General features: G+C 59.1%; 14 protein-coding genes and 1 pseudogene. 7 read left to right on the top strand and 8 right to left on the bottom strand.

Annotated elements, in window-relative coordinates; translation table 11 throughout:
- The first annotated feature begins 225 nt into the window (after positions 1–225).
- Both AK821_RS01265 and msrA read left to right on the top strand, forming a co-directional pair.
- Positions 226–2,922: a putative bifunctional diguanylate cyclase/phosphodiesterase gene (locus AK821_RS01265; RefSeq protein WP_064387778.1), complete on the top strand. Its 2,697-nt coding sequence runs from the start codon at positions 226–228 to the stop codon at positions 2,920–2,922.
- Between the two features lie 195 nt (positions 2,923–3,117).
- Positions 3,118–3,783, top strand: coding sequence for a peptide-methionine (S)-S-oxide reductase MsrA (msrA, locus tag AK821_RS01260; RefSeq protein WP_064387777.1), 666 nt, complete (start codon positions 3,118–3,120; stop codon positions 3,781–3,783).
- A 163-nt stretch (positions 3,784–3,946) separates the two neighbouring features.
- Here msrA and AK821_RS01255 read toward each other — a convergent pair whose 3' ends face one another.
- The gene (locus tag AK821_RS01255) at positions 3,947–4,786 is read right to left on the bottom strand and encodes a 23S rRNA (adenine(2030)-N(6))-methyltransferase RlmJ (RefSeq protein WP_064387776.1); all 840 of its coding nucleotides are present in this window, start codon (positions 4,784–4,786) and stop codon (positions 3,947–3,949) included.
- 421 nt (positions 4,787–5,207) lie between these two features.
- Here AK821_RS01255 and AK821_RS01245 point away from each other — a divergent pair, with 421 nt between their 5' ends.
- Positions 5,208–5,621, top strand: coding sequence for a hypothetical protein (locus AK821_RS01245; protein ID WP_064387774.1), 414 nt, complete (start codon positions 5,208–5,210; stop codon positions 5,619–5,621).
- 108 nt (positions 5,622–5,729) lie between these two features.
- Here the strand turns inward: AK821_RS01245 and AK821_RS01240 are convergent, their stop codons facing one another.
- The 4 genes from AK821_RS01240 to putP all read right to left on the bottom strand — a co-directional run bounded on the left by AK821_RS01240 (position 5,730) and on the right by putP (position 10,942).
- Positions 5,730–6,050, bottom strand: a complete 321-nt coding sequence (locus AK821_RS01240) for a hypothetical protein (RefSeq protein ID WP_064387773.1) — start codon at positions 6,048–6,050, stop codon at positions 5,730–5,732.
- Between the two features lie 336 nt (positions 6,051–6,386).
- Positions 6,387–7,100 carry a DUF4123 domain-containing protein gene (locus AK821_RS01235; protein ID WP_064387772.1) on the bottom strand — a complete coding sequence of 238 codons (714 nt, stop codon included), beginning with the start codon at positions 7,098–7,100 and terminating at the stop codon, positions 6,387–6,389.
- A complete protein-coding gene (locus AK821_RS01230) occupies positions 7,090–9,105 on the bottom strand; it encodes a type VI secretion system Vgr family protein (protein WP_064387771.1) in 2,016 nt (671 codons plus the stop codon). The genes AK821_RS01235 and AK821_RS01230 overlap by 11 nt, the downstream gene beginning before the upstream one ends.
- 352 nt (positions 9,106–9,457) lie before the next feature.
- On the bottom strand, positions 9,458–10,942 hold the full coding sequence (gene putP / locus AK821_RS01225; RefSeq protein ID WP_064387770.1) for a sodium/proline symporter PutP: 1,485 nt from the start codon (positions 10,940–10,942) through the stop codon (positions 9,458–9,460).
- Between the two features lie 458 nt (positions 10,943–11,400).
- Here putP and putA point away from each other — a divergent pair, with 458 nt between their 5' ends.
- Both putA and AK821_RS01215 read left to right on the top strand, forming a co-directional pair.
- Positions 11,401–15,354 carry a trifunctional transcriptional regulator/proline dehydrogenase/L-glutamate gamma-semialdehyde dehydrogenase gene (gene putA, locus AK821_RS01220; RefSeq protein ID WP_064387769.1) on the top strand — a complete coding sequence of 1,318 codons (3,954 nt, stop codon included), beginning with the start codon at positions 11,401–11,403 and terminating at the stop codon, positions 15,352–15,354.
- 243 nt (positions 15,355–15,597) lie between these two features.
- The gene (locus AK821_RS01215) at positions 15,598–17,400 is read left to right on the top strand and encodes an acyl-CoA dehydrogenase (RefSeq protein ID WP_064387768.1); all 1,803 of its coding nucleotides are present in this window, start codon (positions 15,598–15,600) and stop codon (positions 17,398–17,400) included.
- Between the two features lie 230 nt (positions 17,401–17,630).
- Here AK821_RS01215 and AK821_RS01210 read toward each other — a convergent pair whose 3' ends face one another.
- The 3 genes from AK821_RS01210 to AK821_RS01200 form a co-directional block, all read right to left on the bottom strand.
- On the bottom strand, positions 17,631–19,568 hold the full coding sequence (locus AK821_RS01210; protein WP_064387767.1) for a methyl-accepting chemotaxis protein: 1,938 nt from the start codon (positions 19,566–19,568) through the stop codon (positions 17,631–17,633).
- A gap of 99 nt (positions 19,569–19,667) precedes the next feature.
- Positions 19,668–19,970, bottom strand: coding sequence for a cell division protein ZapA (locus AK821_RS01205; RefSeq protein ID WP_003220971.1), 303 nt, complete (start codon positions 19,968–19,970; stop codon positions 19,668–19,670).
- A complete protein-coding gene (locus tag AK821_RS01200) occupies positions 19,967–20,197 on the bottom strand; it encodes a cell division protein ZapB (RefSeq protein ID WP_064387766.1) in 231 nt (76 codons plus the stop codon). Before AK821_RS01200 ends, AK821_RS01205 begins: the two co-directional genes overlap by 4 nt.
- A gap of 247 nt (positions 20,198–20,444) precedes the next feature.
- Between AK821_RS01200 and AK821_RS31265 the strand changes: the two are divergent.
- Together AK821_RS31265 and AK821_RS31260 are read left to right on the top strand one after the other, a co-directional pair.
- Positions 20,445–21,197: pseudogene (locus tag AK821_RS31265) on the top strand (MCP four helix bundle domain-containing protein); the annotation flags it as partial.
- A 30-nt stretch (positions 21,198–21,227) separates the two neighbouring features.
- The gene (locus AK821_RS31260) at positions 21,228–22,100 is read left to right on the top strand and encodes a methyl-accepting chemotaxis protein (RefSeq protein ID WP_371042268.1); all 873 of its coding nucleotides are present in this window, start codon (positions 21,228–21,230) and stop codon (positions 22,098–22,100) included.
- Positions 22,101–22,589 lie beyond the last annotated feature (489 nt).

The following is a 22,589-nucleotide window of genomic DNA, read 5'->3' as shown; positions in this document are numbered from 1 at the left end:
CTCCTGCATTGCTCGCATTGCCCTGCAGGGGGCTGCCGCAGGCTGCGAAGTTTGGATCTTTTCACCCCCATGCTGGAGAAATGATCAACGCAGCCGACACATTCTTATAGCACTTGGCCTTCATCTCTCTTGTCAGTCAGTGCCGCAATGATGCAACCTTGCCGCAGGCAACGTTAAAGAGGGCGAGAGCCCCCGCGTTCAGCATATTTCAAGCGAGTTCCCTTCATGAAGAGCCAACCCGATGCTGCCAGCCGTATGGCGGCCGAGGTAGTGACGCAGTTGCCTGTGCCCTCGCGGCTCGGCATGCTGCGTTTCGAGCGCTTGAATGAAGCCAGTTGGGCAATGTTGTTCCTCGATCCCAACTGCGAACGCCAATTCGGTCAACCGGCTGTCGAGCTGTGCGCTCTGGTCGGTTCACCCTACGCCAGCCTGATGGAGCCCGAAGCGCGCTATCAACTGCATGACGCGATCCAGCAACAACTGGCCGCCAGCCCACATTATCTGGTGCGCTATACCCTGCACACTGCGGCCGGGGCGCTAAGCATCCTCGAACTTGGCGAAGCCTACAAACAACACAACCGTCATCTGTTGCGCGGCTACCTGCTAGCGGTCGATGAAGTGTTCGCCGAAGAGCCGCTACAGCCTTCGGTCGATCTGGAAACCCAGAACTCGCGCCTGCAAATCGCCCTCGAACTGAACCAGCGCGCCCAGCAGGAACAACTGCAACACCTCGAACGCGTACGTGCCCAACAGGACTTGATTCTGTTGCTCGCGCGTCAGCGCTACAGCACGCACAACTCGTTGCAGGAAGCCGCCGAACTGATTACCCGATGCGCCTGCGATATCTATGAAATCGACTGCGCCAGCCTGTGGAACCTCGAAGGCCAGCAACTGGTACCGATCTCCGCGTATCACCGCACGACGCAGGAATACATCCTGCCGGACGTGATCGACGTCAGTACCTTCCCTGACTACATGGAAGCGTTGCACAGCAGCCGCGCCATCGACGCACACAATGCCATGCGTGACCCGCGCACCCGCGAGATGGCCGAGGCGCTGCGCCCGCGGGACGTCAACGCAATGCTCGATGCCAGCATCCGTGTCGACGGCCAGGTCGTCGGCGTGCTGTGTCTGGAGCAGACAGGCATGACCCGTGCCTGGCAGTCGGATGAAATCGCCTTTGCCGGTGAGCTCGCCGACCAGTTCGCGCAAGTCATCAACAACCACAACCGCCGCACTGCCACCAGCGCCCTGCACCTGTTCCAGCGGGCGGTCGAGCAAAGCGCCAACGCGTTTTTGCTGGTCAATTGCGACGGCGTGGTCGAATACGTCAACCCGAGCTTCACCGCCATCACCCAGTACACCACCGAAGAAGTCCACGGCCAGCGCCTGTCCGAGCTACCGGCCCTGGAAAACCTCAGCGAGCTGCTATTCGACGCGCCTTCCGCGCTGGCCAAGAGCAACAGTTGGCAGGGCGAATTCAAAAGCCGCCGGAAGAACCTCGAACCGTACTGGGGCCAGTTGTCGATCTCCAAGGTCTACGGCGACAACCGTGAGCTGACGCACTACATCGGCATCTACGAAGACATCACCCAGACCAAACTGGCGCAGCAGCGCATCGAGCGTCTGGCGTACACCGACAACCTGACCAACCTCGGTAACCGCCCGGCGTTTATCCGTAACCTGGACGAACGCTTCGCCCGGGATAGCGATACCCCGATCAGCCTGTTGCTGGTCGACATCGACAACTTCAAGCGGATCAACGACAGCCTCGGCCACCAGACCGGCGACAAGCTGCTGATCAGTCTGGCCCGGCGTCTGCGCAACAGCCTGAGCCCGAGTGGCAGCCTCGCACGTTTCGCCAGTAACGAATTTGCCGTGCTACTCGACGAGACCGACCTTGCGACTGGCCAGAAAATCGCCAACCAGTTGCTGGCGACCCTCGACAAGCCGATGTTCGTCGACAACCAGTTGATCAGCGTCACCGGCTCCGTGGGCCTGGCCTGCGCGCCGCTGCACGGTCGTGATCCGCAAACCCTGATGCGTAACGCCGGTCTGGCGCTGCACAAGGCCAAGGCCAACGGCAAGCATCAAGTACAAGTCTTCACCGAGGCGCTGAACGCCGAGGCCAGCTACAAACTGTTCGTCGAGAACAATCTGCGCCGCGCGCTGACGCAGAATGAGCTGGATGTGTTCTATCAGCCGAAGCTATGCCTGCGCAGCGGTCGTTTGCTGGGGATGGAAGCACTGTTGCGCTGGAACCACCCGGAGCGCGGGATGATTCGCCCGGATCAATTCATCAGCGTGGCGGAAGAAACCGGCCTGATCATTCCGATCGGCAAGTGGATTGCGCGTCAGGCCTGTCGCATGAGCAAATCGCTCACCGCCGCCGGTATGGGCAATCTGCAAGTGGCGATCAACCTGTCGCCGAAGCAGTTCTCCGACCCTGATCTGGTGGCGTCCATCGCCAACATCCTCAAGGAAGAAGCGCTGCCGGCCCACCTGCTCGAGCTGGAACTGACCGAAGGCCTGCTGCTGGAAGCCACCGAAGACACCCACTTGCAGCTCGATCAGCTCAAGCGTCTCGGGCTGACGCTGGCCATGGACGACTTCGGCACCGGTTACTCGTCGCTCAGCTATCTGAAGAAATTCCCGATCGACATCATCAAGATCGATCGCAGCTTCATCCACGAAATCCCCGACAACCAGGACGACATGGAAATCACCTCAGCGGTGATCGCCATGGCGCACAACCTCAAGCTCAAGGTTGTGGCCGAAGGTATCGAGACTGCCGAGCAACTGGCGTTCCTGCGCCGCCACCGTTGCGACGTCGGCCAGGGCTACCTGTTCGACCGACCGATCCCCGGCGGCGAACTGATCCAGGCGCTCAAGCGCTACCCGCGCGGCCCGCTCTGCCTCTAACCCCCGCCACCCCTCATGTAGGAGCTGCCGCAGGCTGCGATCTTTTGATCCTGTTTTTCAAAGACAAGGTCAAAAGATCGTCCGATCGCGGCCCGAGCCTTCGGCAGCTCCTGCATTGGATAGTGCGAAGTCGGGCATCATTGGGCACACTGGCGGTCTGACTTTTTACATCCAACCTGACTGAGAGGAACGATCATGGTTCTGCGCTCGGAAATTCTGGTGAACAAAAACGTGCTCCCGACCAAAGAACAAGCTCTGCCCGGCCGCGAAACCGCGATGACCCTGCCTGAAAAGCACTTCGTCTTCGAAGAAACCCCGTTGCTTGGCCCGTTTTTTCAGGACGTCGATTTTGCGATCTTCGGTCTGGGCTGCTTCTGGGGCGCCGAGCGGCGCTTCTGGCAGCGTGAAGGCGTGGTCAGCACGGTCGTCGGTTATGCCGGCGGCTTCACACCGAACCCGACCTACGAAGAAGTATGCTCGGGCCTGACCGGCCACGCTGAAGTGGTATTGGTGGTGTATGACAAGGCCAAAGTCAGCTACGAAGAGCTGCTGGCGATGTTCTGGGAACTGCACAACCCGACGCAGGGCATGCGCCAAGGCAACGACATCGGCACGCAGTATCGCTCGGTGATCTACGCAACTTCGCCAGAGCATCTGGACGCAGCGCTGAAGAGCAAGGCGACCTATCAGGCTGAGCTGTCGAAGGCAGGCCTGGGCGAAATCAGCACCGAGATCGAACAGGCGCCGACCGTGTACTTCGCTGAGAAGTATCACCAGCAGTATCTGGCGAAGAATCCTGAGGGCTACTGCGGGATTGGCGGCACCGGCGTGTGCATGCCACCGAGCCTGGCGGGTAACTAACTCCGCCGGTTGATCGTTCCCACGCTCCGCGTGGGAATGCAACCCGGGACGCTCTGCGTCCCAAAGCGGACGCAGAGCGCCCATTGAGGCGTTCCCACGCAGAGCATGGGAACGATCACTGTAGGAGCTGCCGCAGGCTGCGATCTTTTGATCTTGCCGTTGATCAGCTCTCGGCAATCAACCAATCCATCTGCCACCCACCCTGGGTCTGGCCCAATTTTTTGGACAACCACGGCAGCAGCTCACGCAATTCTTCCTCCAGCCCCCACGGCGGATTGGCAATCGCCATCCCGGAACCGTTCAAGCTGTTCGGCGTATCCAGCGGATGCACCAGCAGTTCCACGCGCAGCAGTTTCGGCGCACCGGTGCCAGCCAGATCCTGATAGAAACGCCGCAACGCACGCTGATCCTTCACCGGATACCAGATCGCTGCCACGGTTTGACGCATCCGACCAATCGCCTCTTTCAACGACGCCGCGCAACGCTGCATTTCATCGAGCTGTTCGAACGGCGGGTCGATCAACATCACCGCACGCTTCTCCTGCACCGGCAACATCGCCCGCGGCACGTGCCAGCCCTCACCCAGATGCACCTTGACCCGACGATCACCGGCCATGTTGTCTTTCAACAGCACGCCGTCTTCCGGGTGCTTCTCATTGAGCATCACCCGATCCTGCGGCCGGGTCAGACGCCGCGCCAGCTCCGGCGAACCCGGGTAATAGCGCAACTGGCCATCCGGGTTCATCTCGTGCAGCACCTTCATGTAGTCGGCGGTCAGCGCCGGCAGATCCGGCTGATCCCACAAGCGCGCGATGCCTTCCAGATATTCGCCGGTGCGATTGGCCTGATCGCCCTGCAAGTCATACAGACCGATGCCGGCGTGCGTGTCGAGATAGGCAAACGGCTGCTCCTTGCGCGACATCAGGGCGATGAGGCGGGTCAAGGTCAGGTGTTTGAACACATCGGCGTGATTGCCGGCATGGAAGGCGTGACGATAATTCATGGCTGCTCCTGCGAAGGGCGCAAAGTTTACCTTTTACCGCGCGGCAAGTCAGGGGTTGGCGGCCGAGCGGACAAAAGCCTGCCCTCACCCTAGCCCTCTCCCGGAGGGAGAGGGAACTGACGGTGGTGATCTTGCGAGTGACATCGACCTGAAAGATCAGCGTGATCTCAGGCTTGGCCAAGCGAAGTTCACCGCTGAAGTCGCAGGTCGGCGTACATCACCCAGAACTCGGTCAGTCCCCCGAAAGAACACCACCATCCAGGCTTGACCAAACCAAGTTCACCGCTGAAGTCGCAGGTCGGCGTACATCACCCAGACGACTCGGTCAGTCCCCTCTCCCTCTGGGAGAGGGCTAGGGTGAGGGGCTTTGCTTTTATGGCATTACACTGGCAAAACATAAGCGACAGGAAGTCAAAAACTCATGCGATATCTGATCATCTGCTTATTCAGCCTGCTTGGCCCATACCTCGCCCTTGCCGACGAAACCCACATTGAACAGGCACGCCAGACACTAAAGAACTACGGCCTGAGCCACTGCATTCTAAAGCCATTCAACGAACGCTCCGCGCTGGAAAAAGACATTGCACTGTCCGCCAATGCTTATTCGTTCATGGGCAAAGGCATGCATACCATTCTGCAAAATGAAGACACACTGCAGGTGCTGCACGATCCCTACAAAGAAACCCGAAGCTACGTATTAACGGCTTACGAGCAGACATCTTCAAACAGCAAATACTCGAATGAAAAAGTAGTGTTCCTTGCGTGCCTGAAGGTCTACAACTCCGAGGCGTTCAACCGCTTTATCAACACTCAGGACGCGTACATTTCCGACTGACGCTCCGATCGCCATCAACATCAAAAGATCGCAGCCTTCGGCAGCTCCTACAGGGTGAACGTTATTCCGGTGTAGGAGCTGCCGCAGGCTGCGATCTTTTGATCTTTTTCAGGCGGTCATGCTGCGCAGGCGCCTGCCGATGACATCGAGCACATCACAGCCGTCGCGCAAAGGAATTACGCAGAGCTGGGCGAAGTCGCTGAGGATGACGGAGTCGCATTCGACCGAGCCGCGCATGCACATGTTTTCCAGCACCTGGATCACGGCGCGCAAACGGTGGTTGGCGGCGTCCATGAGGATGTCGAGGGGCACGTGGGTGTCGATGAACAGAGTCGGCATGTCACTGCAATTGCCGGTGAGGGCCATGAAGCGGTTGTCGGGATGGGGGATGATTTTTTCGTAGGGTGGATCGGGTTTAAGCATAGTCATATCAGTTTTACCTCAGTAGGTTTAGAGAGGCTGCCAAGTGACCTTCCTACGGGTATAGGTGGCAGCCGTACGCGAGAGTAGGAAACTGAGAAACCCACCAAACTCAGTCACGCCGAAGCGTTCCCGCGCACAGCTGCCGCAAACGATGCTACGGACACATATTAAGTGCCGCAATCAAACGACAACGCTGGTGCGCGGTGAATTTCACAGGGGTCCTACGCCCTGTCACCGCTCTCGCAGTGACAACGAAAAGACTATCCCTGCAACCCACCGCCCACCAGTTCATGAAAACCGCCGCAACTCGAAGGAATCGTCCGAGACCTTCGCCCCGAAAACTCACTCCGACTCTGCCAGCAAAAACGCCAGCAACGCCGATTGCGACGATTCTTCCGACATTGAAACCTGAAAAAACCGCCTCACCTTGCAACGCAAAACCGCCTCGGGAAAGGCCTCGAAAAGAACCGGATATTCTTCGCTCAACCACTGCAACGCATTAGCCGTTCGAACGTCATTACCCTGCTGCGCCAGCACCGATTCCGGCACCTGCCACCAAGGAAATATCCGCCCCGAAACCTGCGCCCTGCCACCAATTTCCAGCGCCTGACCATTGATCAAACAACGCCCGATCAGCGCAAACAGTTGCGCCGCATCCATCTCACCGGCCTGAAGAATCGGCAACAGAAACCGCCCGTCCCAAAAACGAAAAAACACCGTTTTGCCGCCAGGCATCAGCACTTGGGTCAGGCTGCGAAAGTGCGCCACCACCTCTTCAAGGCTCGCCGAAGAAACCGCCAGCCAACCCCAATCCTGTGACTCGTTGGTTGCGATCCAATGCAGAAACTCACTGTCGGCGGCGACAATTCCCACGTAAGGCATCACCGCATCCCACTCGGCATAGATCGTCTCGGCCCAGATCGGACTCGCCGCTTCTGGCCAGGCCTCAAGCGGCTTCGCCTCGCTGGCATTGCTGAACACCACGAACAATTGCTCGGACACTTTCAACGGCTCCCGCGCCAACCAATCAGCAGGCAAAAGAAAATCAGGCTGCACAGAGACCGTCCTTGCAACGCTCGCACTCTTCGCAGAATGGCGCATCACCCTTGAAGCTCATGATTTGTGCGGCGGTCAGCATGGCTGCCGGCGCGGCGGCGAGTTTCTCCGGTAATCCCGGGACAACCGGCGCTGCATTCATCGCTGCCATCGGCGCCCCACCTACAACAATCGGCACGCTGCTGAAAATGCCGCCGGGGCCGATGTTGATCCATTGCCCGCCGGCCTGAATCGTCGCACTCGCGCCACCGTCAATGACCACTTGCTGACCGGCGCTGACGTGGAACTGCGCACTGGCGCTGGTCGCCTGATTGCTCACGCGGATATGCCGATCGCCCGCCACCGTCAGATGATCGTCCTGCTTCACTTCGGTCTGCCGCTGGCCGTGGGTGATGCGTCGTTCGTCGGCCTTCAATTCATGTTTGGCGATGCCGGTGACGACAATGCTGCGCTGGTTGTCGACCTGCACTTGCTGGTCGTGCAACACATGCTGCGTCCAGTTGCGCTGGGCGCGCAGGTAGATTTCTTCGGCGCCCTTGCGATCCTCGATGCGCAGTTCGTTGTAGCCGCCCCCGCCGGGGCTGCTCTGGCTACGGAAAATGCTGCGGGTCTTGTCCGCCGGTAGATCCAGCGGCACCGGTGTCGCGGCGTTGGGCAGACAACCCATCACCAGCGGTTTGTCGGCGTCGGCATCGATGAAGCCGATCAGTACTTCCATGCCGACTCGCGGAATCAACACGCTGCCGTAACGGTCATGGGCCCAGTTAGTGGCCACGCGCAGCCAGCAACTGGAATGTTCGTTCAACTCGCCGTCGCGATCCCAGGCCAGTTGCACCTTGACCCGACCGTACTCGTCGCAGTGGATTTCCGTATCGCTCGGCCCGGTTACCACCGCCGGTTGATAGCCAAGCATGCGCGGCTTCTCCGGCCCCAGCGCCGGGCGGAAGAACACGTCCCATGGCGTCGCGAGAAAGGTATTACGGTAACCCTGGAAAGCTTCGCCATCGCTGGTCACCGACTCCTCCAGCACTTGCGGCTGGCGACCATGGTGTTCAACCGTGGTCAGCAGCCACAGGTCATTCCAGTCGTGGCGCGGATGGTCGATCAATTGCAGGAAATGTCCGCAAACCAACGCGGATTCGTCGCTGATGCCCTCGGCCTGACGGAAATCGGCGACATGTCGCTCAAGTGCCCGCTGAGCGAGGTGCTTGCCGGTTTCACGATCGTTGAATTGGCCGGGGAAGTGATAGTCCTCGAGCACCGGGCGCTGCTCGCCGTCGACACGGCTTTGCAACTGCAGCCGCGGCTTGATGAAGTTGTAATCGCGTCGGGTCACCACGCTGGTGCGGGTTTCCACGCGAACGTTGAAACGATTGATCGCCGGCGCGCCACCGGCCATGCCGCTGCCCGGCAAATACAACGTTGGTTCGGCGAGGCGTGGAAACACCGTCTGATCATCGCCGAACACCAAAACATGTCCTTCAGGACTGTGCTGAAAGTGGTAATGAATGCCGACTTCGGCACACAGCCGCTGAATGAACGCCAGATCACTCTCGGCGTACTGCACGCAATATTCACGCGGCGGGTATTCACTGCCGAGGCGGAATTCAAAAGCATCGCGCAGGATCGAGTGATCCTTGAGTACCTGCGCGACGATTTGCGGCACTGTTTGATGCTGAAAGATCCGCTGATTGATGCGGTGCGCGAGGTACGCCAGACGCGGGACAAGGCTTAAGTGATAACGCGTCAGACGTTTCCCGGAATCGCCCTGCCCGACCTGATAAATCTGACCGTGAACGCCGGAGCCCTGAGCATCAAAACTCAGAAACGCCTGACAGTGCAGCAGGCTTTCGAGGTCCAGATCGGGCCGCTCACTGACCAGTTCCAGCTCGAAACGAAACGGTTGGCTGATGGCTTCCTTGCCCGTGAACTCAAGGACTTTGAGGTCATGCTGGGCGCCTTCGAGGGTCAACGTGAAACGCGGTTGATTGGCAGGCGCGAACATCCGATGTCTCTCTGCAGTGTGAGGGCGGGCGATTCTGCATGAGGGGCAAGGGGTGATGAATGGGTGACGGGAAAATCAGATTTCTCCTACTTCTATTGTTGAAAAACCCTGCAAAAAGCAGCGCCTTCAACTACAGACAAATCCCCCAAACCCACCACCATACCCTGTAGGAGTGAGCCTGCTCGCGATAGCGGTCTGACATTCAGCATTGATGTCGACTGACACAACGCTATCGCGAGCAGGCTCACTCCTACAGGGGAGCGCGGTGAATCAGATAAATCACAGACACAAAAAAACGGCCCGCCTCCTGTAGGAAACGGGCCGTTTTCGCGTGAGCGCTAGCTCAGAACAATCACTTGTTCAGGTGGAAATCTTTTTCCGCCGCTTCGAAGCGCTGCACCATGCCAGCAGTCGGCGCGCCGAGTTTGCTGACGATGAAGATGGCCAGGCTGGCGAAGATGAAGCCCGGAATGATTTCGTACAGACCCAGCAGTTCGAAATGCTTCCAGACCACCACGGTGATCGCGCCGACCAGGATACCGGCCAGTGCGCCGTCGCGGGTCATGCCTTTCCAGATCACCGAAATCAGCACCACCGGACCGAACGCAGCACCGAAACCAGCCCAAGCGTAGGACACCAGGCCCAGTACGCGGTTTTCCGGGTTGGCAGCCAGGCCGATGGCGATCAGTGCAACCAACAGCACCATGGCGCGGCCGACCCAGACCAGTTCAACCTGGGAGGCGGATTTACGCAGGAAGGTTTTGTAGAAGTCTTCGGTCAGGGCGCTCGAGCACACCAGCAACTGGCAGCTCAGGGTACTCATCACAGCCGCCAGAATCGCCGACAGCAACACACCGGCAATCCATGGGTTGAAGAGGATCTTGGCCAGTTCGATGAACACGCGCTCGTGGTTCTCGGTCACGGGACCGGCAACTTCCGGGTGTGCCGAGAAGTAAGCGATACCGAAGAAGCCCACAGCCACGGTGCCGCCCAGGCACAGGATCATCCAGGTCATGGAGATGCGACGGGCGTTGGCAATCGACTTCACCGAGTCAGCGGCCATGAAGCGCGCCAGAATGTGCGGCTGACCGAAGTAGCCCAGACCCCAGCCCATCAGCGAGATGATGCCGATGAAAGTGGTGCCTTTGAGCATGTCGAAGTTGCTTGGATCGTTGGCTTCGATAGCGAGGAACGTGGTGTCGACGCCGCCGGTGGCCAGCAGGACGATGATCGGCGTGAGGATCAGCGCGAAAATCATCAGCGTGGCTTGTACGGTGTCAGTCCAGCTCACCGCGAGGAAACCGCCAACGAAGGTGTAGGCAATCGTCGCCGCAGCACCGGCCCACAGCGCTGTCTCGTAGGACATGCCGAAGGTGCTTTCGAACAGACGGGCGCCAGCGACGATGCCGGAAGCGCAGTAAATGGTGAAGAACACCAGAATCACGATCGCCGAAATGATGCGCAGCAGGCCGCTTTTGTCTTCGAAACGGCTGGAGAAGTAGTCCGGCAGGGTCAGAGCATCGCCGTTGTGCTCGGTCTGCACACGCAGACGGCCAGCAACGAACAACCAGTTCAGGTAGGCACCGACGATCAGGCCGATGGCGATCCAGCTTTCGGACAGACCGGACATGTAGATGGCGCCCGGCAGGCCCATCAACAACCAGCCGCTCATGTCGGAAGCACCGGCAGATAGCGCCGTAACAACGCTGCCCAGGCTACGGCCGCCCAGAATATAGTCAGAAAGGTTGTTGGTGGAGCGATAGGCCATGAAGCCGATCAGCACCATTGCTGCGATGTAGATCACGAACGTGATCAGGGTTGGATTGCTAACGCTCATTAAGTTACGCCCTGGCTTTGTTTTTATGTAGCGGCGGTGGTGAACCGCACGCAAACGACGACGTTTGGCAGACGATCCGGGATCCCGCGCATTTAGGACTGATGTTTCCCCAGGAAAGCCATCAGCCGGTACACCGGGTTATTCCCGGTTGCACCTAGGGCGCGAATGCTATGCAACAAATCAAATAAGGTGCAACCAGTTTCGCGAGAATTAGTTGCACCTAGTCGGATTTATCGACAATAACCCCGTTTTTGCTCCCTTTTGTGGCAGTCATGGCCCTTTGCTAGAAGCAAAAGCACCAAGCAGGAGCAGCACTTTCGTACCAGAAAATAATTCCTGACGAGCTGCCTATTATTCCGACAAAAAAAGGGTTGCACCCGGTTGCACCTCTTTCAGTGCGCGGCTAATCTTGCGGCCAGCTGATGCCACGCAACTGTGGCAACCATGAGGATAAAAATATGGCTACCACCACCCTTGGGGTCAAACTCGATGACCCAACCCGCGAGCGCCTGAAGGCCGCCGCAACCTCGATTGATCGCACGCCGCACTGGCTGATCAAGCAGGCAATTTTCAATTACCTGGAAAAACTCGAGGGTGGTGCAACCCTGACCGAGCTGAACGGTTTGACCGCCAAGGACGCCGATGAGGCGGGCGAAGTCCACGCCGATCACGCACACCAGTGCTTCCTGGAGTTCGCCGAGAGCATCCTGCCGCAATCCGTACTGCGCGCTTCGATCACTGCCGCTTACCGCCGCCCTGAGCCGGAAGTGGTGCCAATGCTGATCGAGCAGGCTCGCCTGCCAGCGCCAATGGCCGAAGCCACCAACAAACTCGCCGCATCTATCGCGGAAAAACTGCGTAACCAGAAAAGTGCCGGCGGTCGTGCAGGCATTGTTCAGGGTCTGCTGCAGGAATTTTCCCTGTCGTCCCAGGAAGGCGTGGCGCTGATGTGCCTGGCCGAAGCGCTGCTGCGTATCCCGGACAAGGGCCCTCGCGATGCGCTGATCCGCGACAAGATCAGCACCGGCAACTGGCACCCACACCTGGGCAACAGCCCGTCGCTGTTTGTCAACGCCGCAACCTGGGGCTTGCTGTTGACCGGCAAACTGGTCTCGACGCACAACGAAGCCGGCCTGACGTCGTCCTTGAGCCGCATCATCGGCAAGAGCGGCGAGCCGATGATCCGCAAGGGCGTCGACATGGCCATGCGCCTGATGGGCGAGCAGTTCGTCACCGGCGAAACCATCGCCGAAGCGCTGGCCAACGCGAGTAAGTTCGAAGCCAAGGGCTTCCGTTATTCCTACGACATGCTCGGTGAAGCGGCGCTGACCGAGCACGACGCGCAGAAATACCTGGCGTCGTACGAACAAGCCATCCACTCGATCGGCAAAGCGTCCCACGGTCGTGGGATTTATGAAGGCCCGGGCATTTCCATCAAACTGTCGGCACTGCACCCGCGTTACAGCCGTGCGCAGTACGAGCGTGTGATGGACGAGCTGTACCCGCGCCTGCTGTCGTTGACCCTGCTGGCCAAGCAATACGACATCGGCCTGAACATCGACGCCGAAGAAGCCGACCGTCTCGAACTGTCGCTGGATCTGCTTGAGCGCCTGTGTTTCGAGCCGCAACTGACTGGCTGGAACGGCATCGGTTTCGTTATCCAGGCTTACCAGAAGCGTTGCCCGTACGTGATCGACTACGTGATCGATCTGGCCCGTCGCAGCCGTCATCGCCTGATGATCCGCCTGGTGAAAGGCGCGTACTGGGACAGCGAAATCAAGCGCGCCCAGGTCGAAGGCCTGGAAGGCTATCCGGTCTACACCCGCAAGGTGTACACCGACGTTTCCTACATCGCTTGCGCACGCAAACTGCTGTCGGTGCCGGAAGTCATCTATCCGCAGTTCGCCACGCACAACGCCCACACCCTGTCGGCCATTTACCACATTGCCGGTCAGAACTATTACCCCGGCCAGTACGAATTCCAGTGCCTGCACGGCATGGGCGAACCGCTTTACGAACAAGTTGTAGGCAAAGTTTCCGAAGGCAAGCTGAACCGTCCGTGCCGCGTGTACGCGCCGGTCGGTACTCACGAAACCCTGCTCGCCTACCTCGTACGTCGCTTGCTGGAAAACGGCGCGAACACTTCGTTCGTCAACCGTATCGCCGACCAGTCGATTTCGATTCAGGAATTGGTGGCCGATCCGGTAGCGCAGATCGAGCAGATGGCGACCGTGGAAGGTGGCTTCGGCCTGCCGCACCCGCGCATTCCGCTGCCGCGTGATCTGTACGGTGCTGAGCGCGCCAACTCCAGCGGCATCGACATGGCCAACGAACATCGTCTGGCTTCGCTGTCCTGCGCCCTGCTCGCCACTGCCCACACCGACTGGAAAGCCGCGCCGATGCTCGGTTGCGCGTCCAGCACTGAAACCCCTGCGCCCGTGCTGAACCCGGCAGATCACCGTGATGTGGTCGGTCACGTTCAGGAAGCCACCGTCGAAGACGTCGACAACGCCATTCAATGCGCGCTGAACGCTGCGCCGATCTGGCAGGCCACCCCGCCGGCCGAACGCGCAGCGATTCTGGAACGTGCCGCTGATTTGATGGAAGGCGAGATCCAGCCGCTGATGGGCCTGTTGGCTCGCGAAGCCGGCAAGACCTACGCTAACGCCATCGCCGAAGTCCGCGAAGCCGTCGACTTCCTGCGTTACTACGCGGTGCAGGCTCGCAACGATTTCAGCAATGACGCCCACCGTCCATTGGGCCCAGTTGTATGCATCAGCCCGTGGAACTTCCCATTGGCGATCTTCAGTGGCCAAGTCGCTGCGGCACTGGCTGCCGGTAACCCGGTATTGGCCAAACCGGCTGAACAAACTCCGCTGGTTGCCGCTCAAGCCGTGCGTTTGCTGCTTGAAGCCGGAATTCCGGAAGGCGTGCTGCAACTGCTGCCGGGTCGCGGTGAAACCGTCGGCGCCGGTCTGGTCGGCGATGAGCGCGTCAAAGGCGTGATGTTCACCGGTTCCACCGAAGTCGCGCGCCTGCTGCAACGCAACATCGCTGGCCGTCTCGACAGCCAGGGCCGTCCGATTCCGCTGATCGCCGAAACCGGTGGCCAGAACGCCATGATCGTCGACTCCTCGGCACTGACCGAACAAGTCGTGATCGACGTGGTGTCCTCGGCTTTCGACAGCGCTGGTCAGCGCTGCTCGGCGCTGCGCGTACTGTGCCTGCAGGAAGATTCCGCCGATCGCGTCATCGAAATGCTCAAAGGTGCCATGGCCGAAAGCCGTCTCGGCAACCCTGAGCGCCTATCGGTGGACATCGGCCCGGTGATCGACGCCGAAGCCAAGGCTGGCATCGACAAGCACATCCAGGGCATGCGCGATAAAGGTCGCAATGTGTACCAGGTGGCTATCGCCGACACCGAAGAAGTCAAACGCGGCACCTTCGTCATGCCGACCCTGATCGAGCTGGAAAGCTTCGACGAGCTGCAACGCGAGATCTTCGGCCCGGTGCTGCACGTGGTGCGCTACAAGCGCAAAGAGATCGATCAACTGATCGGCCAGATCAACGCTTCCGGCTACGGCCTGACGCTGGGCGTGCACACCCGGATCGACGAGACCATCGCCAAGGTGATCGACAACGTCAACGCCGGTAACGTCTACGTCAACCGCAACATCGTCGGTGCCGTGGTCGGCGTGCAGCCATTCGGCGGCGAAGGCCTCTCGGGTACGGGTCCGAAGGCTGGTGGTCCGCTTTACCTGTACCGCTTGCTGGCGACACGTCCTACGGATGCCATCGAACAATCCTTCGCTCGCGGTGACGCCGTTGTCGCCCCGGACGTTCGACTGCGCGATGCCATGAGCAAACCGCTGAACGCCCTGAAAGCCTGGGCTGAAAGCAACAAGTACGCCGACTTGAGCACTCTGTGCGTGCAGTACGCTGCGCAATCGCAGAGCGGCATTACCCGCATGCTGGCCGGCCCGACCGGTGAAAAAAACAGCTACGCCATCCTGCCGCGTGAGCACGTGCTGTGCCTGGCCGAGGTTGAAGGTGATCTGTTGACCCAACTGGCTGCGGTATTGGCCGTAGGCGGTTCGGCGGTATGGCCGGAGTCCGACATCAGCAAGGCCTTGTTCGCACGCCTGCCGAAGGAGATTCAGGCGCGGATCAAGCTGGTTGCTGACTGGAACAAGGATGAGGTGGTGTTCGATGCGGTTCTGCATCACGGCCATTCCGACCAGTTGCGCGGCGTTTGCCAGCAGATTGCCAAGCGCGCCGGCGCGATCGTTGGGGTTCAGGGCTTGTCCCAGGGCGAGACCAACATTGCCCTTGAGCGTCTGGTGATTGAGCGGGCGTTGAGTGTCAACACTGCAGCTGCAGGTGGTAATGCCAGCTTGATGACAATCGGCTAAACAGCTGTAAGTCCAGGCGACCGCAATGGTCGCCTGGAATGTAAACCCTGTAGGAGTGAGCCTGCTCGCGATAGCGGTCTGTCAGTTAAAATAAATGTGTCTGACAGACCGCTATCGCGAGCAGGCTCACTCCTACATTTGATTAGTGTCGCGCTCACCTCTGCATCACTCTCATCAATCATCCTGTTCAGCCTTTATCAGCACGCCTAGACTCGGCCCAACCCCAATTTCAGGTAGGCCGCCATGTCCGAGACGCTGCTCAGTTCCCGCAATCTGGCTTTCGAGCTGTATGAAGTCCTTGATGCCGAGGGCCTGACCCGGCGTGAGCGCTTTGCCGAGCACAACCGCGAGACCTTTGACGCCGCCATCGGCACCGCACGCAACATTGCCGAGAAATACTTCGCGCCGCACAACCGCAAGGGCGACGAGAACGAGCCGCGCTACGAGGACGGCAAGGCGATTCTGATTCCTGAAGTGAAACCGGCGGTGGATGCCTTTCTTGAAGCCGGATTCCTCAACGCCGCGAGAAGTTTCGACGCCGGCGGCATGCAACTTCCTACGCTGCTGTCGCAAGCCTGCTTCGCGCATTTCCAGTCGGCCAACGCGGCCTCGACTTCCTACCCGTTTCTGACCATGGGCGCGGCGAACCTCATCGAGAGCTTCGGCACCGAAGAACAGAAACAACGCTTTCTGCAGCCGATGATCGACGGGCGCTTCTTCGGCACCATGGCCCTGACCGAACCCCACGCTGGCTCATCGCTGTCGGATATTCGTACACGCGCCGAGCCAGCGTCCGACGGCACTTATCGCCTCAAGGGCAACAAGATCTTCATCTCCGGCGGCGATCACCCGCTCTCGGAAAACATCGTGCACATGGTGCTGGCCAAACTGCCGGACGCGCCTGCGGGCGTTAAAGGCATTTCGTTGTTCATCGTGCCGAAATTTCTGGTCAACGATGACGGCAGCCTCGGCCAACGTAATGACGTGCTGCTCGCCGGGCTGTTCCACAAGATGGGTTGGCGCGGCACCACTTCCACAGCGCTGAACTTCGGCGATAACGGTGAGTGTGTCGGTTATCTGGTCGGCGAGCCGCATCGTGGTTTGAGCTACATGTTCCAGATGATGAACGAGGCGCGGATTGGCGTCGGCATGGGTGCGGTGATGCTCGGTTACGCCGGTTACCTGTACTCGCTGGAGTACGCTCGCGAGCGGCCACAGGGTCGCGTGCCGGACAGCAAGGATCCGACGACGGCGCCGGTGGCGATCATTCAGCACGCCGATGTCAGACGTATGCTGTTGACGCAGAAATCCTACGTCGAAGGGGCGTTTGATCTCGGCTTGTATGCCGCGCGGTTATTTGACGACACCACCACACTTGAGACAGAAGCAGAACGCAAGCAGGCGCATGAGTTGCTGGATCTGCTGACACCGATCGTCAAATCCTGGCCGTCGGAGTTCTGCCTCAAGGCCAACGAACTGGCGATCCAGATTCTTGGCGGTCACGGTTACACCCGCGAATACCCGGTGGAGCAGTATTACCGCGATAACCGCTTGAACCCGATTCATGAAGGCACCCATGGCATTCAATCGCTGGACTTGCTCGGACGTAAACTGGCACAGAACGGTGGCGCGGGACTGAAGCAACTGATTCGACTGATCGCCACTACGGCAGAGCGCGCAATGACGCATGAATCGCTGACCGCACTGCGTGAGCCGCTGGAAAAACTGGTGGCGCGCCTGCAAACGGTGACCATCGGTTTGTTGACTGATCTGGGGCAAGGCAAGGTCAATAGCAGCCTGGCGAACTCTGCGCTGTACCTGAAGGTGTTCGGGCACACGGTGATTGGCTGGCGTTGGCTGGAGCAGGCGATTCATGCCGAAGAAGGGTTGGCCAAAGGGAATGCAGCGGATGCGGACTTCTATAAGGGCAAGTTGCAGGCAGCGCGGTATTTTCTGACGTGGGAAGTGCCGGGGTGCCATCATGAATTAGCGTTGCTGGAGGCACGGGATGATACGTGCCTGGCGATGCAGGATGCCTGGTTCTGAAAGCCGACCCTCACCCCAGCCCTCCCGAAACGTCGGACCGCCCGTAGGGAGAGGGGGACGACCGAGGTGTCTGGCGCTATACATCGACCTGAAAAACCGCGTCGATTATGGATTCGGTAAAGCATTTTCAGGTCGGCGTATTTCTCAAGCATCCCACGGTTAGTCCCCTCTCCCTCTGGGAGAGGGTTAGGGTGAGGGGCTTTACAGGCTCAGCACTCAGCACTCAGCACTCAGCTCAGCTTGAACCCACCCATCTGCCGCGCCAGATCATCCGCCAGCCTCTGCAACATCTGACAATCCTCACGACAAGCCCGAACCTCCCCCGCCGTCGCCCGCGCCAGATCGGAAATCCCCTGCACATTGCGGTTGATCTCCTCAGTCACCGCCGACTGCTCCTCCGTCGCCGTTGCCACCTGATGGTTCATGTCGCTGATGCGCTCGACCTGACCGGTAATAGCCGTCAACGACGCCCCGGTGCGCTGGCTCGACTCAACGCCTGTGCCCGTCGCGGCCTGACCGGTGCGCATCGACGATACGGCGTTTTCCGCGCCTTGCTTGAGGCTGCCGATCATCTGCTGAATCTCGTCGGTGGAAGCCTGGGTGCGGCGCGCCAGGGTGCGCACTTCATCCGCGACGACGGCGAAACCTCGGCCCATGTCACCGGCCCGCGCCGCTTCAATCGCAGCGTTCAGGGCCAACAGGTTGGTCTGCTCGGACACCCCGCGAATCACCGCCAGCACCGAGTCGATCGACGCAACCTGATGTGCCAACTCGCCGACCGCGCCGGCTGCCAAGCCAATTTCATTGGACATGCTTTCAATATGCTTGATCGAGCCCCCGACCACTTCCCGCGCCTGCATTGCTTCATCCCGCGCGGTTTGCGAAGCGAGTGCGGCGTTGCCGGCGTTCTGCGCAATTTCTTGCACGGTCAAGCCCATTTCATGAACGGCAGTGGCGACCATGTCGGTCATTTCCTGCTGACGACCTGAACGCTCGGCGGTGTTCTCCACCACTTTCGCCACTTGCCCCACGGCAGTGCGCAGACGCTCACTGGTGGTCAGCACTTCGCCGATCATTCCGCGCTGGCTGTCGAGGAAACGGTTGAAGCCGCGAGCGAGGTCGCCCAGCTCATCGGCGCGGCTGGAATCTAACCGATGGGTCAAATCTCCACCACCGCTCCCGATTGCTACCAGCGCCGCTGTTGCTTGGCGAATCGGTCGCACCAGACCTTGTGCCAGCCAGACCACCAGAGCGAGGCACACCAGCGCCCCCACCAGACCAATACCGCCACTCATCCACATCGCTTTGCGGGCTTCGGCGTAGATCTGCGACTGCGGCACTTCGGCCACCAGGGTCCAGCCTAAATCGCGCAAAGGCAGGCTGAAGGCGAGGAAGTCTTCGCCGTCTCGCTGGAAGTTGCTGCTGACGGCAGTTTTTTGACCGAGGACTGCCTGTGCAGCATTGCTGCCGATCTGCTCGCTTAAGGTGCGCTTGCCACTGAACTGCGCCTCCGGATGCACCTGGATCAAACCGTCGGAACGCACGAGATAGACCTTGCCGCGCTCACCAAAGCTGAAGTTGTGAATCAGCTCCGAGAGCTCTTTCATGCTCAGCCCGAGCCCTGCCACACCGACCACTTTGCCAGCCTGCTCGACCTTCAAGTCAATGAACAGCGCCAATTCTCCGGTGGCTCCGTCGTTGTCGATATTCAGGGTGCGCGGCTGATTGCTGTCGAGAAAGGAATAGAACCAGGCATCGGCCGGTTTGGCACGGCTGAGGGTGCGATCGAGGCCTTTTTCGGTGATGTAATGATTGGATTCGGTGCCGATGATCAAAGCAGTGAAAGCCTTGTGTTCGGCGCGGATGCCTTCCAGATACTGCGCGAAGCCCGCCGTTTTGCTGCTGTCTTCACCGGAGGCCAGCCAGTCGCGAACCATGGTGTTACTGGCAATATCCTTGGCCGCCGTCAGCGGTTGCACGAGGATGCGTTCGATGTCGTTGCGCGTCGCTTCGATACTCGACGGCAGGGCTTGTTCGACCAGATAGCTCTGGGCGAGGCGGTTGACCACCAAGGTATAAATGCCAACCACGATCAGGATGCTGACCAGCAGGGCGGTGCCCATACTGAGAATCAGCTGCCATTGAATACTGCGTCGCCACAACTGCATGGAGCACCCCCAAAGAATAAGTGGCCGAATCAATGCAACAGCCGTGCCGATTGTATACAACCCAATCGACAATCTATTCTTTGGTTGTGCGCAACCTCATCAACCCTGATTGATGGTCTTGGCGATGGTCTCGACCGTGGCGCTGACTTGCTCTTGGTAACGGTCGAGTTCTTCCTGATGCTGCTTCTTCATTTCGATCTGTTGCGAGCACAGATTCATTGCTGCCAGCACCAGCAAGCGGTCACCGATCAGCGTCGGGTATTTGCGTTTGGTGTCAGCCAATGCCGCTTTGAGCATCAGTGCAGCGTCCAGCAGGGTCTGTTCTTCCCCGGCCGGTGCCTTGATCGAATAGTCCTCCCCGAGAATGGAGATGACTTTTACCCCTGCTGTACCGTGGTTCATGCGCTGACAGGACCTGCGTTGACGCGATCAACCAGAGCCTGGATGCGCGCTGCGGTGGCGCCGTGCTTCTCTTCCTGTTCCATCAGGCTCAGTTGCAGGCTTTCGTTTTCATCCTTGGCCTGGGCCAGTTCAGTGGACAGGCTCCGGTTGGTTTCCGAGAGGGTCTGGTTCTGTTGCACCAGGTCGCTGACGAGCTGTTCCAATTGGCTGAGGGATGCTTCCAACATTTTGATCTTCCAGGCATTTTCAAAGGGCGCGTACGATAAAGAAAAGTCACCACGGATGCCAGGGTTAAACCGGCGCAAGGCCTTGATTTTCCTGGCGGGCGAACGTTCTTGCGAGTTTTAAAGACTGTGATCTGCCGATCTGGTTCCTGCACTTCGTCGCCCAAGCCCTTGTGCGACAAATACGCACACTGCCTCAAGACTTCAGTCGCATGACCGATAAGTCATCCATACAGCAGTCTGAACCCGCATGGATGCGGCCCTCTCTTGGTACCCGCCCATGTCCCTCCGCAATATGAATATCGCCCCACGGGCGTTTACCGGCTTCGCTTTGATCGGCGGCCTGATGCTGATTCTCGGCGTGTTTGCCTTGAACCAGATGAGTAAGATCCGTGGCGCTGCCGAGGACATTTCGTCCAGCAGCGTGCCGAGCATCAAGAACCTCGACGAATTCACTCAGTTGACCCTGCGCTTGCGTGTGCTGTCGTACCGCTTGCTGGTCAACCGCGAAGCGGACGTGCAGCAGAAAACCGTTGAGTTGCTGGACATGCGCAACCAACAGATCCGCGCAGCTCAAACGGCCTACGAGCCACTGATCGGCAGCCCTGAGGAACGCGCCGCTTACGACCAGTACGTGCAGTTGCTCGGCCAGTACCGTCAGATCGAAGACCGCATGAAGAGCCTGTCGCGTAATAATCAGGTGGATGAACTGCGTAACCTGCTCAACACCGAATTGCTCAGCAACTCCGAAGCGATCAACACCGTGCTCAACCGTCTGATGCAGATCAACGGCGAGCAGATCAGCGAGACCAATCAGAAAGCGGCCGATCAGTACGCTTCGGCGTTCGATCTGGTAGTGACCCTGTTGGTGATCGCCACCGGCCTGACGTTCCTGTTCGCGTGGCTGCTGACCACCAGCATCACCAAACCGATCGCCAAGGCACTGGACGCTGCGGAAACCATCGCCGAAGGCAATCTGACTCAACCGATTCACGTCGATGGCAGCGACGAAGCCGGGCGCTTGTTGGCAGCCATGGCGAAAATGCAATCGAAGCTGCGTGACACCTTGCAGCGCATTTCCGGTTCGGCCACACAGCTGGCATCGGCCGCTGAAGAACTGAACAGTGTCACCGATGAAAGCGCGCGCGGCCTGACTCAGCAGAACAACGAAATTGAACAGGCGGCGACTGCGGTCAATGAAATGACCAGCGCTGTGGAAGAAGTCGCGCGCAATGCCGTGAGCACTTCGGAAGCTTCGAAGAATGCCACCACTTCTGCCGGTGACGGCCGAGACCTCGTACAGGAAACCGTCAGCGCCATCGAGCGCATGAGTGCCGATGTACAGAGCACCGCCAGCCTGATCGGCGATCTGGCCAATGAATCCCGTGACATCGGCAAAGTGCTGGATGTGATCCGTGGTCTGGCCGATCAAACCAACCTGCTGGCCCTGAACGCGGCGATTGAAGCGGCGCGTGCCGGTGAAGCGGGTCGTGGTTTTGCGGTTGTAGCGGACGAAGTGCGCGCCCTGGCGCATCGCACCCAGCAATCGACCAGTGAAATCGAGCGGATGATCGGTAGCATTCAAAGCGGTACCGAACACGCCGTGGATTCGATGCGCAACAGCACCGAACGTGCCGAGTCGACCTTGAACATCGCCCGTGGTGCCGGCATGTCGCTGGACACCATCAACACCGCCATCGTCGAGATCAACGAGCGCAACCTGGTCATCGCCAGCGCCGCTGAAGAGCAGGCGCAGGTGGCACGGGAAGTGGATCGCAACCTGGTGAACATCCGTGACCTGTCGGTGCAATCGGCGACCGGGGCGAATCAGACCAGTGCGGCGAGCAATGAGCTGTCGCGTCTGGCGCTGGATTTGAACAACATGGTTGGGCGGTTCAGCCTGTAATTCAGTAAATCAAGATCAAAAGCACCCTCACCCCAGCCCTCTACCCTCGGGAGAGGGGGAAAGGGAGCAGATCTTTGTGTTTTTCAAAACCTGAGTTCGACTCAGAATTTTCAGGTCGATGTACCTCGCACAAACACCTCGATCAGTCCCCTCTACCCTCGGGAGAGGGGAAAGGGAGCAGATCTTTGTGCTTTTCAAAACCTGAGTTCGACTCAGAATTTTCAGGTCGATGTACCTCGCACAAACACCTCGATCAGTCCCCTCTACCCTCGGGAGAGGGGAAAGGGAGCAGATCTTTGTGCTTTTCAAAACTGAGTTCGACTCAGAATTTTCAAGTCGATGTACCTAGCACAAACACCTCTATCAGCCCCCTCTACCCTCGGGAGAGGGGAAAGGGAGCAGATCTTTGTGCTTTTCAAACCTGAGTTCGACTCAGAATTTTCAGGTCGATGTACCTCGCACAAACACCTCGATCAGTCCCCTCTACCC

This window comes from Pseudomonas sp. RIT-PI-r (assembly GCF_001297015.1).
GTDB lineage: Bacteria > Pseudomonadota > Gammaproteobacteria > Pseudomonadales > Pseudomonadaceae > Aquipseudomonas.
The sequence above is the reverse complement of the archived record's forward strand: the minus strand, read 5'-3'. Positions and strand labels throughout refer to the sequence as shown.

Coding starts and splice junctions, on each gene's coding strand:
- AK821_RS01265 (WP_064387778.1), top strand. CDS start 226: ATGAAGAGCCAACCCGATGCTGCCAGCCGTATGGCGGCCGAGGTAGTG.
- msrA (WP_064387777.1), top strand. CDS start 3,118: ATGGTTCTGCGCTCGGAAATTCTGGTGAACAAAAACGTGCTCCCGACC.
- AK821_RS01255 (WP_064387776.1), bottom strand. CDS start 4,786: ATGAATTATCGTCACGCCTTCCATGCCGGCAATCACGCCGATGTGTTC.
- AK821_RS01245 (WP_064387774.1), top strand. CDS start 5,208: ATGCGATATCTGATCATCTGCTTATTCAGCCTGCTTGGCCCATACCTC.
- AK821_RS01240 (WP_064387773.1), bottom strand. CDS start 6,050: ATGACTATGCTTAAACCCGATCCACCCTACGAAAAAATCATCCCCCAT.
- AK821_RS01230 (WP_064387771.1), bottom strand. CDS start 9,105: ATGTTCGCGCCTGCCAATCAACCGCGTTTCACGTTGACCCTCGAAGGC.
- putP (WP_064387770.1), bottom strand. CDS start 10,942: ATGAGCGTTAGCAATCCAACCCTGATCACGTTCGTGATCTACATCGCA.
- putA (WP_064387769.1), top strand. CDS start 11,401: ATGGCTACCACCACCCTTGGGGTCAAACTCGATGACCCAACCCGCGAG.
- AK821_RS01215 (WP_064387768.1), top strand. CDS start 15,598: ATGTCCGAGACGCTGCTCAGTTCCCGCAATCTGGCTTTCGAGCTGTAT.
- AK821_RS01210 (WP_064387767.1), bottom strand. CDS start 19,568: ATGCAGTTGTGGCGACGCAGTATTCAATGGCAGCTGATTCTCAGTATG.
- AK821_RS01205 (WP_003220971.1), bottom strand. CDS start 19,970: ATGAACCACGGTACAGCAGGGGTAAAAGTCATCTCCATTCTCGGGGAG.
- AK821_RS01200 (WP_064387766.1), bottom strand. CDS start 20,197: ATGTTGGAAGCATCCCTCAGCCAATTGGAACAGCTCGTCAGCGACCTG.
- AK821_RS31260 (WP_371042268.1), top strand. CDS start 21,228: ATGGCGAAAATGCAATCGAAGCTGCGTGACACCTTGCAGCGCATTTCC.